Source organism: Microbacterium sp. ZW T5_45, assembly GCF_044987415.1.
GTDB lineage: Bacteria > Actinomycetota > Actinomycetes > Actinomycetales > Microbacteriaceae > Microbacterium.
On record NZ_JBJDRJ010000013.1, the window covers coordinates 1 to 13,519 of the forward strand.

The window sequence follows — 13,519 nt, forward strand, 5'->3', positions numbered from 1 at the left end:
TCGCGCAGAAACGACGGATGCCGCGACCCCGAGGGGCCGCGGCATCCGTAGAGAACAGGTCGGGGCTCAGCCCGGGTGCGTCATGCTCAGCAGGTCGAGCTTCTCGTCGAGCTGCTCGAGCGTGAGCTCGCCGCGCTCCACGTAGCCGAGATCGATCACGGCGTCGCGCACCGTGATGCCCTTGGCGACCGAGTGCTTGGCGATCTTGGCCGCGGCCTCGTAGCCGATGAGCTTGTTCAGCGGCGTCACGATCGACGGGCTCATGCCCGCGAAGGCGGCGGCGCGCTCGAGGTTCGCCTGTAGGCCGTCGACGGTCTTGTCGGCGAGCACGCGCGAGGCGTTCGCGAGCAGGCGGATCGACTCCAGCAGCGCGGTGCCCATGACCGGGATCGCGACGTTCAGCTCGAAGGAACCGGATGCTCCCGCCCAGGCGACGGTCGCGTCGTTGCCGATCACGCGGGCGCAGACCATGAGCACGGCCTCGGGCACGACCGGGTTGACCTTGCCGGGCATGATCGACGAGCCGGGCTGCAGGTCGGGGATGTGCAGCTCGCCCAGGCCCGTGTTCGGGCCGGAGCCCATCCAGCGCAGGTCGTTGTTGATCTTCGTCAGCGAGACGGCGATCGTGCGCAGCGAGCCGGATGCCTCGACGAGACCGTCGCGGGCGCCCTGCGCCTCGAAATGATCCTTCGCCTCGGTGATCGGCAGCTCGGTCTCGGCCGCGAGCAGCGCGATGACCTTCTGCGGGAAGCCGAGCGGGGTGTTGATGCCGGTGCCGGTCGCGGTGCCGCCGAGCGGCACCTCGGCGACGCGGGGGAGCGCCGACTGCACGCGCTCGATGCCGAGGCGCACCTGGCGGGCATAGCCGCCGAACTCCTGGCCGAGCGTGACCGGCGTCGCGTCCATGAGGTGGGTGCGGCCGGACTTCACGGCGTCCTTCCACAGCTCGGCCTTCGCCTCGAGGGCGACGGCGAGGTGGTCGAGCGCCGGGATGAGGGTGTCGATGAGGGCCTGCGTGACGGCGATGTGCACCGACGTCGGGAAGACGTCGTTCGACGACTGCGAGGCGTTGACGTGGTCGTTCGGGTGCACGTTCGCGCCGAGGATGCGCGTCGCCAGCGTCGCGAGCACCTCGTTCATGTTCATGTTCGATGAGGTGCCGGAGCCGGTCTGGTAGGTGTCGACGGGGAACTCTCCGTCGTGCGCACCCGAGGCGACGGCATCCGCAGCCTGGGCGATCGCGTCGGCGATGGCCCCGTCGAGCGTGCCGAGCTCCTTGTTCGCCAGAGCGGCGGCCTTCTTGATGCGGGCGAGCGCGGCGATCTGCGCGGACTCCAGGCCCTTGCCCGAGATCGGGAAGTTCTCGACGGCGCGCTGGGTCTGCGCGCCGTAGAGAGCGTTCACGGGCACCCGCACCTCGCCCATGGTGTCGTGCTCGATGCGGTACTCGATGTCGGTCATTCCGAACCCTCCTTGGTTGCGGGGCTGTCGATCCCCTCGGTCTCGATTCCGACCGTGATGACGGGCACCGCGGTGCCCTCGGCCAGACGGTAGTTCGCGCCGACGATGCCCAGACGGCCCTCCTCGACGGCGGTGCTGATGATCTCGGATGACTGCAGCAGATCGGCCACCGTGTTGCGCAGGTGCTCACGGCCGACGAGCTCGGCGTCGATCTCGGCGACCGTGCGTCCACCGGACTCCGCGAGCACCTTGCGGGCGGCGGGCACGATCGGGGCGACGAGCTTCCAGATATGCGGGGGCAGGGGCGCGGCGTCGATCGCGGTGCCGTCGATCGCGGCGCGCACGGCGCCGCACGAGTCGTGCGCGAGCACGACGATCAGCGGTACGTTCAGCACGGCGACCGCGTACTCGAGGCTGGCGACGATCGACTCGCCCATGACCTGGCCGGCATTGCGCACCACGAACAGGTCGCCCAGGCCGAGGTCGAAGATGATCTCGGCGGCGAGGCGCGAGTCGGAGCATCCGAACAGCGTCGCGACGGGGTTCTGCGCGGCGGCGAGATCCCGTCGTCGGGCGACGTCCTGGTTGGGATGACGCGGGGCATCGGCGACGAAGCGCTCGTTGCCCTCCTGCATCTGCTTCCAGGCGGCGGCCGGCGTCAGGGTCTCAGTCATGAATCCTCCGTGAGTGCGTCGATCTGAGGGGTGAGGGACTCGGCGAGCTCGGCCGTCGAGTCGGCGGAGCGGGAGCCGTAGAGAAGGACGTAGTCGGATCCCGCCTGTGTGCCGATCGCGTACGTGATGTTCTGCTTCGCGCCGGCGTCGCCGGGCTTGTAGACATCCCACTCCCGGCCGTCGATCGTGACGGTATCGGTGGGCGCGATGCCGTTCAGCCGCTGCGGCGCCCAGGTGGCGTCGGCATCGAAGGCCTGCGCGAGACGGATGTACCCGCGTTCGTCCTCGTCGGCGGGTGCGAGTGTGACATCCCAGACGACGGTGGAGCCACTGGTGAGTTCTGCCTTGTTCACGCGCCAGAACGTTCCTAGCTCAGGGACGACCACGGGGCTCTGCATGGTCGACTCGACGTCGGCGGCGATGCCGGGCAGGTCGATCGTGCGGACGGATGCCGGTTCGCCGCGCGGCACCGCGAAGACGATGACGGCCACGACCGCGACGGTCACGATGAGCGCAGCGACCAGGCTGCGCACGTTCTGGCTCGCGCGGTAGACCCGGCTGGACTCCGCCTTGCGGGCCGCGGTCTCTTCGGGGGTCTCCGGGCGGCCCAGCTCGGCGACGATGGGGGCGGGCTTCTTCACGATTCGTCCTCTTCGGATGCTGCGGAGCGGGCGGCGTCCAGCCGGCGCTTCGCGCCGAGCAACCACTCCTCACATCGGGCGGCCAGGGCCTCTCCGCGTTCCCACAGGGCGAGGGACTGCTCGAGGGTCGGCGCGCCCTGTTCGAGTTCGGCGACGACTCTGACGAGCTCATCCCGCGCGGCCTCGAACGACAGTGTCTCGACCGGGGTGTCGTTCTGGGCGCTCACCCCTCCATCCTACGTCGTGGGCGGCGACGCTCCTTCCGGCGTCTCGCCCTCGGAGCGTGCACCGACGGATCCACGATCCAGGGTGATCGTGAGTGCCGTGCCCGCCGGCGCATCCTTCGCGTCGCGCAGGATCGCCCCGTCGCGGAGGTGCGCGATCGCGTAGCCACGAGCGAGAGTCGCCGCGGGGGAGAGCGCACGCAGCGAGGCTCTGAGCTCGCTCGCCGAGCGACTCGCCGAGTCGAGCCGTCTCGTCACCGAGTCGCGGCCCCGCGACTGCAGCAACCACAGCTCCTGGGCTCGGGACTCGATGATCGGATCGGGCGATCGCAGCGCGGGGCGCGAGCGCAGCTGCTCGAGCTGTGCGATGTCGTGTCCGACCCGCTGGATGAGACGCGTCGTGGCCCGCGAGCGGAGCTGGGCGATGAGCGCGCGCTGCTCGCCGACGTCAGGGACCACCCGTTTCGCAGCATCCGTCGGGGTCGATGCGCGCAGATCGGCGACGTCATCGAGCAGCGGGTGGTCGTTCTCGTGGCCGATCGCACTGACGACGGGAGTGGATGCCGCGGCGACGGCTCGCACGAGGCGCTCATCGCTGAACCCGAGCAGGGTCTGCGGGTCGCCGCCCCCTCGCGCGATGATGATGACGTCGACCTCGGGATCCGCATCGAGGCGGGCGAGTGCCCCCAGCGTGTCCGGCACGCAGCGGTCGCCCTGCACCGCCGCGTACTCCGTGCGGAATCGCACCTGCGGCCAGCGCAGTTCGGCGTTGCGGTGCACGTCCTTCTCGGCATCCGATCGCTCGCCGGTGATCAGCCCGATCACGTGGGGGAGGAACGGCAGGCGCTTCTTGCGGTTCTGATCGAAGAGCCCCTCCTGGCGAAGCTGCATCCGCAGCTTCTCGAGCCGCTCCAGCTGATCGCCGAGTCCGACGTGCTTCATCGCCGACACCGTGAAGCTGAAGTCCCCGGACTTCACGAAGTAGTCGGACTTCACGGCGGCGACCACGTGATCGCCGACGCCGAGATCCTTCGGGATGCGGGCGCGGACGCTCGACCAGACCCGGATCGAGATCTGTGCATCGGAGCGGGTGTCCTTGAGGCGGGCGAACACATTGCCGGCCCGCACGTTCCACGAGGTGATCTCTCCCTCGACCCACACCGTGTTCCAGCGCGCCACGAAGTCGCGGATCGTGGCGTTGAGGCGAGCGACCGACGTCGGCGCATCCGCCGAGGAGTCGCGCGGCGCGACGGCATCCGCCGGGGGCGTCTCGCCCGGTGCGGTCTCGGCCTCGAAGACTGTCATGCGCTCTCGTCCTCACCCCGGCTCTGCTCAGCTTGGCGACGGTAGAATTCAGGGGTGACTTCGACTGCCGTGCATCTCTCCACCCCGCGTGTCCCACGAGTTCGTGCGGCGGCCGGGCGGCTTCAGGATAACCCGGTGGCCGGACACAAGCGGGTGCTGCTGGCCGCACCGCGCGGATACTGCGCCGGTGTCGATCGCGCGGTGGTCGCCGTCGAGAAGGCGCTCGAGCGCTACGGAGCACCGGTGTACGTGCGCAAGCAGATCGTCCACAACATCCATGTCGTGACCGAGCTCGAGGCGAAGGGCGCGATCTTCGTCGAGGAGGTCGACGAGGTCCCCGAGGGGGCGCACGTCGTCTTCAGCGCGCACGGCGTCTCGCCGGCTGTGGTGAACGCGGCATCCGACCGTGGCCTTCATGCGATCGACGCGACCTGCCCGCTCGTCACGAAGGTCCACCGCGAGGCCGTGCGCTTCGCCCGTGATGACTTCGAGATCCTTCTCATCGGCCACGACGGACACGAAGAGGTCGAGGGCACGGCGGGTGAGGCACCCGAGCACGTCACCGTCGTGAACTCTCCGGAGGAGGCCGACACGGTGGTCGTCAAGGATCCGAGCAAGGTCGTCTGGCTCTCGCAGACCACGCTCTCGGTCGACGAGACGATGGAGACCGTCAATCGGCTGCGCACCCGGTTCCCCGAACTGCACAATCCGCCGTCCGACGACATCTGCTACGCCACGCAGAACCGTCAGGTCGCGATCAAGAAGGTCGCGCGCGCGGCGGATCTCGTCATCGTGGTCGGATCGGCGAACTCCTCGAACAGCGTGCGGCTGGTCGAGGTGGCTCTCGAGTACGGAGCCAAGGCCGCCTACCGGGTCGACTACGCCGAGGAGATCCAGCAGGAGTGGCTCGACGGCGTCGAGACCGTCGGCGTGACCAGCGGAGCATCCGTGCCCGAGGTGCTCGTGCGCGAGGTGCTCGACGCGATCGGCGACGCCGGCTACCGCGACGTCGAAGAGGTGAAGACGGCGGAGGAGGACCTCATGTTCTCGCTGCCGAAGGAGCTCCGACAGGACGCCACCGGTCAGCGCGACGCTCGTGCGCTCGGCGGGCGCACTTCGGGCGCGTGACCCCGAGACCGGATGCTGCACCCACTCTGATCGGATCGGTGCAGCGCGCACTGCGACTGGTCGATATCGTCGCCAACTCCTCGCGGCCGCTGCCGCCCAAGATGCTCGCGGCGATCACGGGTCTCACTCCCGGCACCACCTACAACCTCGTTCGCACGCTGGTGCACGAAGGGTATCTGCAGCACGAGCCCGATGGTCTCGTGCTCGGAACGAAGTTCCCGTCGTTCCAGCGGGACATCGACTCCCGCGGCGTCTTCCTCGCGCAGGTCCGTTCCGCGCTGCGAGACGTCGCGGACGAGCTCGGCGCCTCGGCATACCTCTCTCGATACGACGACGGGGAGATGCACCTCGTCGACATCGTCGATGCCGACTTCCACCCGCGCGTGGACCTCTGGGTCGGATTGCAGTCGAGCGGGCACGCGACGGCTCTCGGCAAGCAGATCCTCGCGGGGCTGTCCGCCGAGGATCGCGCGGACTATCTTTCCCGCCACCGGCTCGAGTCGCTCACACCGCGCACCATCAGTGATCGACGAACTCTGCTCGCGCAACTCGACGAGTCCCGCGGGTTCGCCGTCGATCTCGAGGAGTACGCGATCGGCAATGCCTGCGTGGCGGTGCCCGTCGTCGGTCCGCATATCACGGCCTCCCTCGCGATCTCGTTGCCTGCGGACGGACTCGTCGTGGATGATGCTCTCATCTCGGCACTCCAGCGGGCGGCTCGTCGGCTGTCGCTCCAGCTTGGCGCAGATGCGTTGGAGAGCGGCGCCCTGCCTGTCGTGAGCGTGACCTGAATGTTCGTTCACCATTTGAAGAAGAACCCCTGGCGGAATGGCATGCGCTTTCCTATGATCGGAACTGCAGCGCTCCGTACATCGACGCTGCTGGTGGTGGAACGTCCCCAGCGTTCCGCGAATCCACTCGGATGATGAGCGTCCCCAGTGCTCTGATTCCGCGGCCCCGAGGAGTCCCCACTCCTTCGGGGCCGCTTTCGTCCTCGGGCCGTCCCCCCCGGGGGCGGGCTCTCCGGGGAGGGCGTTGCTCCTGAGAGCCGTCCAGAGCCCGGCCGGTTAGCATGGCCTGATGACCGATCAACGGCCTCAGTACGGCGAACTCGCGACCCCGGAGGAGCAGCGGCGCGCGGCGGGACTGCCTCCGCTCGATGAGGTGCCGCCGTCCCCGGATGCTGCCCCGGAGCTCTCTCCGGCCGGTTCTGCAGTGCCGCCGGTGGCTTCTGCCCCGCCGCCGACGCCAGCACGTCGCAACCCGGTCGACCGGTTCGCGACGATCGGGCTGCTGGCCTACGGGCTCGTCAACGTCGTCTCGACCGCGATGTCGTACCTCAATCTCCCCGCGGTCATGACCGAGGCCATGAAGATTCTGGGGGTCGAGGGAGAGTTCACGAACTACGCGCAGGGCCGGCTGTGGGGCACGATCGCCGCGATCGTGCTGTTCGCGGGCTGGGCGGCGACGACGGTCTTCGCGCTCCGTCGCCTTCGAACCGGAAAGCTGTCGTGGTGGGTACCGCTCGTCGGCGCCGCCGCGACGATGATCGCCGCATCGATCTGCGTCGCGATCCCGACGATGAATGATCCCGCGTTCATCGCATACGTGAACTCGATGAACGGCTGACACCCGCCTTCACGAAGAACGCCCCGGCCAGCAGGCCGGGGCGTTCTGTCATTCCCTGCGCGAAGGTCAGCTCTTCGACTGGCCGTGCGAGCCGAGCTGACGGGTCGACTCGACCACGCGTGCGGCCATCGCCGACTCGGCGATCTTGCCCCAGGCGCGCGGGTCGTACTGCTTCTTGTTGCCGACCTCGCCGTCGACCTTCAGCACGCCGTCGTAGTTCTTCAGCATGTAGTCGGCGATCGCACGCGTGTACGCGTACTGAGTGTCGGTGTCGATGTTCATCTTGATGACGCCGTTCGCGACTGCGAGCGCGATCTCGTCGTCGGTCGAGCCCGAACCGCCGTGGAAGACGAGGTCGAGGGGGTTGGGCCCGGTGCCGTACTTGGCGGCGACCTGCTGCTGGATCTCGCCGAGCAGCTCCGGGCGCAGCTTCACGCCGCCCGGCTTGTACACGCCGTGCACGTTGCCGAAGGTGAGGGCGGCGATGTAGCGCCCCTGCTCGCCGAGACCCAGCGCCTGCACGGCCTGGTCGACGTCGGCGAAGGTCGTGTAGAGCGCGTCGTTCGAGCCCTCGTGCTGCACGCCGTCCTCTTCGCCGCCGACGACGCCGATCTCGACCTCGAGAATGGCGTTGATGTTCTTGATGCGGGGGAGGAGATCCTTGGCGATCTCGATGTTCTCCGCGAGGGGAACGGCCGAGCCGTCCCACATGTGGGACTGGAAGATCGGGTTGCGACCCGCCTTGACCTCTTCCTCGGACGCGGCGATGAGCGGCTCGACGAAGCCGGCGAGGGCGTCCTTCGGGCAGTGGTCGGTGTGCAGAGCGACGGTCACGGGGTAGTTCTTCGCGACCTCCGTGGCGTAGCGCGCGAAGGCGAGGGCGCCCGTCGCGCGAGCCTTGACAGTGTGGCCGGCGAAGTAGTCGGCGCCACCGGTGGTGACCTGGATGATGCCGTCGGAACCGGCCTCGGTGAGGCCCTGGAGGACCGCGTTGATGGTCTGCGAGCTGGAGACGTTGAATGCGGGGTACGCGAAGCCGCCGGCCTTCGCGCGGTCGAGCATTTCTGCGTACTGGTCCGGGGTTGCGACGGGCATGAGAACTCCTGCGATAGGTGAAGCCGGGACGACAGTCACTCTATCCGGCTCGGAGGACGGATGCCGTCGGCCTCCGCGCGTTCGAGGTGCCCACATATCCAGGTGTTAAGAATCGGCATTCCTTCGTCCGATCTCGATGAGAAGGACGCCTCTTCACACCTCATGCTGGTTAGGCTGACCGCATGGTGAGTCTGACTGGTGATCTGAGCCCTCTTCGTCCCGACCGCAACCTCGCGATGGAGCTCGTTCGAGCCACCGAGGCGGCGGCGATCCGCGCCGTGCCGTTCATCGGTCGTGGTGCCAAGGAAGCGGCTGACGGCGCGGCGGTCGATGCCATGCGTGCCTTCCTCGGCACGGTCGCGTTCCAGGGGCGCGTCGTGATCGGCGAGGGAGAGAAGGACAACGCCCCCATGCTCTTCAACGGCGAAGAGGTCGGCACGGGGACGGGGCCGCTGTGCGACATCGCGGTCGACCCGATCGACGGGACGTCGCTCACTGCGGCCGGTCGGCAGAATGCACTCTCGGTGATCGCGGTGTCCGACCGTGGGACGATGCTCGACGCATCGAGCGTGTTCTACATGGACAAGCTGGTCACCGGTCCTGCAGGGGTCGGGGTCGTCGACATCCGGCTCCCGATCGGCGAGAACATCCGACGACTCGCTGGGGCGCTCGACAAGCCGATCGATGAGATCGTCGTCTCCGTGCTGAACCGACCGCGTCACGAGAAGCTGATCCAGGAGATCCGGGATGCCGGCGCAGGGACGCGTCTGATGAGCGACGGAGACGTCGCCGGAGGTATCAACGCGGCTCGGCACGGGGCGCGCACGGATATGTGCGTCGGGGTGGGCGGCAGCCCCGAGGGCATCGTCACCGCATGCGCGATCAAGGCACTGGGAGGTCATATCCAGGGCAAGCTGTGGCCGCGTGATGATGACGAGCGTCAGCGGGGCATCGACGCGGGCCTCGACATGGACAAGATCTACGAGGCGGACGACCTGGTCAAGGGCGACAACACGATCTTCGTGGCGACCGGTGTCACAGACGGTCAGCTCGTCGCGGGTGTGCGTCGCGAAGCCGGCTACATCTACACCGAGAGCGTCGTGCTGCGCGGTGCGTCGGGAACGCTGCGCCGGATCGCGTCAGAGCACCTCGTCTCGAAGTGGCTGTGACGCTCGTGGTCGGGATCTGATCACCGCATCGTTACCGAGACGGAATCGCCGCGCCACGCGCTGCGCCGCGCCCGGACGGAGCGCGTGTCACAATTGTGACTGGGTTTCTCACCGTCGACGGAGCCGCAGGGCACCGCAGACACAGGAGGCGAATCAGATGGCGACGCAGCAGACGAGCAGCTCCAAGGCCGCTCCGACCAAGATCGTGACGACCAACACGGGGCGTATCCTCCGGGTGAACGCGGATGAGATCGCGGGTGCGTCTCCGGTGAAGGCGCCGGCTCCTGCTGTCGTGCACGCCTCGGATCCGGCTCGCCGAGCGGACGTGCTGTTCCGCGTTCGTCGTGATGAGGGTCACGAACTCAGCCCCTGGTGGATGATCGGCGCGTTCGTGGTGACGAGCGGTCTCGTGATCCTTCTTCTCTCGGGCGTTCCCGGAATCGCCTGAGCCGCGTCACGGCTGACGACGCGACCCGCGCCGACAGCCGGGAGGAACTGCGCCGGCCGCCGAGACGAATTGCGCTGAAGCCGGGAGGCCCTGCGCAGTCAGCCGTGAGGCACGCGTCTGCGCCTCGCCGTGCGGCATCCGTCCTTGCCGTGCCGCGTCAGTCCTCCCCGAGTCGCTCCCTGATCTCCCCGATCTCGGCACGCACAGCGACAGTTGCGTCGGGGTCGACCAGTTCCGGGGCGGTGAATCGTCGTGTGTTGCTCTCGACGACTCGTGGTGCCGTGTCGAGGGTGGATGAGTCGATGCCGGGGAACTGACGAGCGGTGACCAGGACCCTGCTCTCGAGAGAACCGGCGAACTTGTTGTAGCTGGCGACCGTGCGCTCGAGTGCGCGGCGCAAGTCGTCGGCGTGACCGGCGAGCACACCGAGGCGGTCGTAGAGCTGGGTTCCCAGATTCAGCAGAGCTTTGGCCTCGGTGGACACCTCCTGCTGCGTCCAGGTGTAGGCGACCGTTTTGAGTACCGCCCAGAGATTGACGGGGGAGGCGAGGGCGACTCGGCGGCTGAACCCATAGTCGAGCAGCGTCGGGTCCTCATCGATCGCGGCCGACAGCAGGGACTCGCTGGGAAGGAAGCAGATGACGAACTCGGGGCTCGATTCGAGGCCCGACCAGTAGGCCTTCTTCGTGAGCGCGTCGATGTGCGATCGAACGGCCTTGACATGCTTCTGCATCAGCATCCGTCGTTCCGCCTCGTGGGCGTCGCCTGCCGGAAGAGCCGATGCCTCGAGATAGGCGTCGAGTGGGACCTTCGCGTCGACAGGGATGGAGGCGCCGCCGGCGAGCCGGATCACCATGTCGGGGCGTCCGACGCCGCGGTCGGAGGAGACCGTGGACTGCAAGTCGAAGTCGACATGACGGGTGAGGCCGGCCGCTTCGACGACTCGGCGCAGCTGTGTCTCGCCCCACACGCCGCGGGTCGAGGTCGAGCGGAGCGCGCCGGCGAGCGATTCCGTGGTCGCGCGGAGCGCCTCGTCGGACTCCTGCGCGCGGCGCAGTTGCTCGGTGAGGGAGCCGAACTGCGCGTGACGCTCCTGCTCGATCGTCGCGACCTTCTGCTGCATCTGCTGCAGGCTCTCGCGCACCGGTGCCAGCGCGGCGAGCACGGCGTTCTGCTGCTGCACGCGCAGCGCTTCGGCGCGCTGCTCTTCACGCGAGTGCTCGACCGCATCGCGGTAGAGGTCGTACTGGCGGTCGCGATCGTCCCGAGCGGCTGTGAGCTCCGCCTGGGCGCGCGCGAGTTCGGCGGAGCCCCGCGCGGCGTGCAGCAGCCAGCCGATCGCCGCGCCTGCGGTGAGGGCGATGACGACGAGAACCACGGTGAGAGCGTCCATGCTGATCATGATGCTCCGGGCCTCCGACATTGCGGTGCAGGCGGTTCCTCGGTGCTCAGTCGCGTGGCAGTATCGTGCGCTCGAACTCCGGATAGTCGCTCACGTGCTCACCCTCAGGGAACGTCACGCACGCGTTAGAGGTGGTGATGCCGACCTCGAGTTCTTCCGCACCGTAGCGTGTCTCTCCCACGGTGAATCCACCAGTCATGAGGTCGATCGTGACGTCTCCGCGTTCGAGTCGAGCGGACGGGTAGTCTCCGCCGAGTTCTCCGATGTACGTCCAACCGGACGACTGCAAGCCTGTCGTCATCCGATCTATGGCCGTTTGCAGGTCGTCACCGACCGCAGCGCTGGCTGACGCCTGATACTCTCCACCCCAGCCGGTCAGGCTTCCGCCGCACTGCTCGAGATGGCCGGATGCCTGGCCGTCGGCGAGTCCCGCGGCGTAGATCGCGCTCAAGACGTCTTGCGCCGCTTCGTCGACCGGCGCGGCGACTCTCTCGACCTCTGCGCTCGGATCCGCGGGCACGGCTGAGCAACCAGCTAACGCGAACAGCGCCGTGATCGAGAGCGCCGACATTACTTCGCGCATTGTCGATGCGTCAGCCATGCCAGGACTCTCGTCGGATCGCGAACCGACGTCGCCCGCCGGACCGAGCGGAGTCCAAGGCGTTGCACGCCATCGCCTCGTCACTCGATCGTCTTCTCGAGGTCATCGAAGTCGCTCGCGTGCGTGCCCGAGGGCACGCGCACACAGCTCTGGACGATCGTGACACCGAACTGCATGGCATCCTCGCCGTGTCGGGTTCCTCCAATGCTCGCCCCGCCGGTCTTGATGTCCACCCGGATGTCGTCGCGTGTGAACTGTCCGGCCGGAGCCGACGGGTCGATCGTCGCCCCGTCGTATGCGGAGGACTCCTTCCACCCGTCCTTCTTGAGGTGCGACGTCACTTCGTCGTATGCGCTGACCAGATCCTCACCGATCGTCGCCTCGATCCCCGCTCGATAGGAGACACCGGGGTCGGGCATGCCCTGGCAAGCCTCCACGATGCCGCGTGCGACAGCGTCGGGAAAGCCCGCGGCCCGGACCGCCGTCAGTACGTCACGCGTAGCGGAATCCACCTGCGGTGCCTTCGTTTCCAATGAGGTTCTCGGATCTTCCGGCGTAGAAGAGCACCCGCCAAGGAGAAGGGCCAACAGCCCCATGCTCGCGACGATCCTTCCTCTTCTCCTCACGGATCCAGCCCTGTGTCCGAGCGTCCACGGACGTCAGTTGTCGGTGCTCTGGTCTCGTCAGGATCGACGATAATGTCGATATCGGTATGCCGCCTTCGCAGCACGGACCAGAACGGATCGCTCTTAACCGCGTTGGTGTTGACGTCGATGTTCGGCATGAGAGCCCCCTTTGCTCGGATGCCTCATCCTAGGCATCCGACTGCGTCGAGGGACTCGAGAAGGTCCTTGGCTCGTCATCGACGGCGGATGCCTTCCCCTCGAGCGCGGCGGACGGCAGGGACTCGCTGGGAGGGGGGCAGATGACGAACTCGGGGCACGCATCGAGGCCCGACCAGTAGGCCTTCTTCGTGAGCGCGTCGATGTGTGAACGAACCGCTTTGGCGTGCTTCCGCATCAGCATCCGTCGTTCCGCCTCGTGGGCGTCGCCTGCAGGAAGAGCCGATGCCTCGACATAGACGTCGAGCGGGACCTTCGCGTCGACGGGGATCGATGCACCTCCGGCGAGCCGCACGCTCGGCGGGCATCGGGGTGTGCGTACTGACCACGAGCACATGAGAATCGCGAGGAGCGGGACGCCTGTTCGCCCGAACGATCAATCAACCATGGCGAGGGATGTCCCGTTCGAGGTCTTGAAGATCCGTGAAGTAGGCGCTGTCCGGAATCCGTACGCAGTCGTCTTCGATCTTCACGCTGAGCTCCATCTGATCGGTGCCGTATCGCACACCACCGACGGTGGCTCCGCCCGTGGTGACATCGAGGGTGATGTCGTCGCGGACGAACCGAGCTGCCGGCGCGTCGTCATCGATATCGGCCGAGTCGAAGTCATCCGTCATCGACCAACCGGCGTTCGTTAGTTGTGCGGTGAATCCATCGAAGGCCGACACCAGGTCCTCGCCCACGGCCACGGTGATCCCCGCCGAGTACGCGGCTCCCGGTAGGGGCTCGCTCTGACAAAGATCAATGGTGCTTCCCGCAGACGCATCGGGCAACCCCGCGGCTTCGAGCGCACCGAGAAGATCTTCGACTGCGGCATCTACGGTGACCGCTTTCCCCTCGATCACGCTGCGAGGGTCAGCCGGAACCGGCGAGCAGCCGACAATCGCGAGGGCGAGGAGA

Annotated in this window: 17 protein-coding genes; 5 read left to right on the forward strand and 12 right to left on the reverse strand. The window is 67.5% G+C overall.

Going from position 1 to position 13,519, the window contains the following annotated elements; all coding sequences use genetic code 11:
• Positions 1-66: 66 nt before the first annotated feature.
• From ACI3KS_RS08725 to xseA, 5 genes are read right to left on the reverse strand one after another with little or no spacing between them, the layout of a single operon-like run.
• Positions 67-1,461, reverse strand: a complete 1,395-nt coding sequence (locus ACI3KS_RS08725) for a class II fumarate hydratase (RefSeq protein ID WP_404917279.1) — start codon at positions 1,459-1,461, stop codon at positions 67-69.
• A complete protein-coding gene (locus ACI3KS_RS08730) occupies positions 1,458-2,135 on the reverse strand; it encodes a carbonic anhydrase (RefSeq protein ID WP_404917281.1) in 678 nt (225 codons plus the stop codon). Before ACI3KS_RS08730 ends, ACI3KS_RS08725 begins: the two co-directional genes overlap by 4 nt.
• On the reverse strand, positions 2,132-2,776 hold the full coding sequence (locus tag ACI3KS_RS08735) for a DUF4245 family protein (RefSeq protein ID WP_404917283.1): 645 nt from the start codon (positions 2,774-2,776) through the stop codon (positions 2,132-2,134). Before ACI3KS_RS08735 ends, ACI3KS_RS08730 begins: the two co-directional genes overlap by 4 nt.
• Entirely contained in the window at positions 2,773-3,003 is a 231-nt protein-coding gene (locus ACI3KS_RS08740) for an exodeoxyribonuclease VII small subunit (RefSeq protein ID WP_404917285.1), read from the reverse strand. The genes ACI3KS_RS08735 and ACI3KS_RS08740 overlap by 4 nt, the downstream gene beginning before the upstream one ends.
• A 9-nt stretch (positions 3,004-3,012) precedes the next feature.
• The gene (gene xseA / locus ACI3KS_RS08745) at positions 3,013-4,305 is read right to left on the reverse strand and encodes an exodeoxyribonuclease VII large subunit (RefSeq protein WP_404917287.1); all 1,293 of its coding nucleotides are present in this window, start codon (positions 4,303-4,305) and stop codon (positions 3,013-3,015) included.
• A gap of 135 nt (positions 4,306-4,440) precedes the next feature.
• Between xseA and ACI3KS_RS08750 the strand changes: the two genes are divergently transcribed.
• From ACI3KS_RS08750 to ACI3KS_RS08760, 3 genes are all read left to right on the forward strand, one after another.
• Positions 4,441-5,433: a 4-hydroxy-3-methylbut-2-enyl diphosphate reductase gene (locus tag ACI3KS_RS08750; protein ID WP_404917289.1), complete on the forward strand. Its 993-nt coding sequence runs from the start codon at positions 4,441-4,443 to the stop codon at positions 5,431-5,433.
• Positions 5,430-6,224 (forward strand): IclR family transcriptional regulator, encoded by a 795-nt coding sequence (locus ACI3KS_RS08755; protein WP_404917291.1) that lies wholly within the window; start codon positions 5,430-5,432, stop codon positions 6,222-6,224. Before ACI3KS_RS08750 ends, ACI3KS_RS08755 begins: the two co-directional genes overlap by 4 nt.
• Positions 6,225-6,513: 289 nt before the next feature.
• The gene (locus ACI3KS_RS08760) at positions 6,514-7,062 is read left to right on the forward strand and encodes a DUF6264 family protein (RefSeq protein ID WP_404917293.1); all 549 of its coding nucleotides are present in this window, start codon (positions 6,514-6,516) and stop codon (positions 7,060-7,062) included.
• A 66-nt stretch (positions 7,063-7,128) separates the two neighbouring features.
• Here the strand turns inward: ACI3KS_RS08760 and fbaA are convergent, their stop codons facing one another.
• On the reverse strand, positions 7,129-8,157 hold the full coding sequence (gene fbaA / locus ACI3KS_RS08765; RefSeq protein ID WP_404917295.1) for a class II fructose-bisphosphate aldolase: 1,029 nt from the start codon (positions 8,155-8,157) through the stop codon (positions 7,129-7,131).
• 182 nt (positions 8,158-8,339) lie between these two features.
• Between fbaA and glpX the strand changes: the two genes are divergently transcribed.
• Entirely contained in the window at positions 8,340-9,326 is a 987-nt protein-coding gene (gene glpX, locus ACI3KS_RS08770) for a class II fructose-bisphosphatase (RefSeq protein ID WP_404917297.1), read from the forward strand.
• A 157-nt stretch (positions 9,327-9,483) separates the two neighbouring features.
• The gene (locus tag ACI3KS_RS08775; protein ID WP_404917299.1) at positions 9,484-9,774 is read left to right on the forward strand and encodes a hypothetical protein; all 291 of its coding nucleotides are present in this window, start codon (positions 9,484-9,486) and stop codon (positions 9,772-9,774) included.
• Positions 9,775-9,931: 157 nt separating this feature from the next.
• Here ACI3KS_RS08775 and rmuC (ACI3KS_RS08780) read toward each other — a convergent pair whose 3' ends face one another.
• The 6 genes from rmuC (ACI3KS_RS08780) to ACI3KS_RS08805 all read right to left on the reverse strand — a co-directional run bounded on the left by rmuC (ACI3KS_RS08780) (position 9,932) and on the right by ACI3KS_RS08805 (position 13,464).
• Complete coding sequence (rmuC, locus tag ACI3KS_RS08780; protein ID WP_404917301.1) at positions 9,932-11,167, reverse strand: DNA recombination protein RmuC; 1,236 nt, start codon at positions 11,165-11,167, stop codon at positions 9,932-9,934.
• 55 nt (positions 11,168-11,222) lie between these two features.
• On the reverse strand, positions 11,223-11,777 hold the full coding sequence (locus ACI3KS_RS08785; RefSeq protein WP_404917303.1) for a hypothetical protein: 555 nt from the start codon (positions 11,775-11,777) through the stop codon (positions 11,223-11,225).
• 80 nt (positions 11,778-11,857) lie between these two features.
• Positions 11,858-12,196 carry a hypothetical protein gene (locus ACI3KS_RS08790; RefSeq protein WP_404917305.1) on the reverse strand — a complete coding sequence of 113 codons (339 nt, stop codon included), beginning with the start codon at positions 12,194-12,196 and terminating at the stop codon, positions 11,858-11,860.
• 203 nt (positions 12,197-12,399) lie between these two features.
• Positions 12,400-12,561 (reverse strand): hypothetical protein, encoded by a 162-nt coding sequence (locus ACI3KS_RS08795; protein ID WP_404917307.1) that lies wholly within the window; start codon positions 12,559-12,561, stop codon positions 12,400-12,402.
• Between the two features lie 29 nt (positions 12,562-12,590).
• Complete coding sequence (gene rmuC, locus ACI3KS_RS08800) at positions 12,591-12,914, reverse strand: DNA recombination protein RmuC (RefSeq protein WP_404917309.1); 324 nt, start codon at positions 12,912-12,914, stop codon at positions 12,591-12,593.
• A gap of 85 nt (positions 12,915-12,999) precedes the next feature.
• On the reverse strand, positions 13,000-13,464 hold the full coding sequence (locus tag ACI3KS_RS08805; RefSeq protein WP_404917311.1) for a hypothetical protein: 465 nt from the start codon (positions 13,462-13,464) through the stop codon (positions 13,000-13,002).
• Between the last annotated feature and the right edge of the window lie 55 nt (positions 13,465-13,519).

Coding starts and splice junctions, on each gene's coding strand:
- fbaA (WP_404917295.1), bottom strand. CDS start 8,157: ATGCCCGTCGCAACCCCGGACCAGTACGCAGAAATGCTCGACCGCGCG.
- ACI3KS_RS08775 (WP_404917299.1), top strand. CDS start 9,484: ATGGCGACGCAGCAGACGAGCAGCTCCAAGGCCGCTCCGACCAAGATC.
- xseA (WP_404917287.1), bottom strand. CDS start 4,305: ATGACAGTCTTCGAGGCCGAGACCGCACCGGGCGAGACGCCCCCGGCG.
- ACI3KS_RS08790 (WP_404917305.1), bottom strand. CDS start 12,196: ATGCCCGACCCCGGTGTCTCCTATCGAGCGGGGATCGAGGCGACGATC.
- ACI3KS_RS08795 (WP_404917307.1), bottom strand. CDS start 12,561: ATGCCGAACATCGACGTCAACACCAACGCGGTTAAGAGCGATCCGTTC.
- ACI3KS_RS08725 (WP_404917279.1), bottom strand. CDS start 1,461: ATGACCGACATCGAGTACCGCATCGAGCACGACACCATGGGCGAGGTG.
- ACI3KS_RS08785 (WP_404917303.1), bottom strand. CDS start 11,777: ATGGCTGACGCATCGACAATGCGCGAAGTAATGTCGGCGCTCTCGATC.
- ACI3KS_RS08760 (WP_404917293.1), top strand. CDS start 6,514: ATGACCGATCAACGGCCTCAGTACGGCGAACTCGCGACCCCGGAGGAG.
- rmuC (WP_404917301.1), bottom strand. CDS start 11,167: ATGGACGCTCTCACCGTGGTTCTCGTCGTCATCGCCCTCACCGCAGGC.
- ACI3KS_RS08730 (WP_404917281.1), bottom strand. CDS start 2,135: ATGACTGAGACCCTGACGCCGGCCGCCGCCTGGAAGCAGATGCAGGAG.
- glpX (WP_404917297.1), top strand. CDS start 8,340: ATGGTGAGTCTGACTGGTGATCTGAGCCCTCTTCGTCCCGACCGCAAC.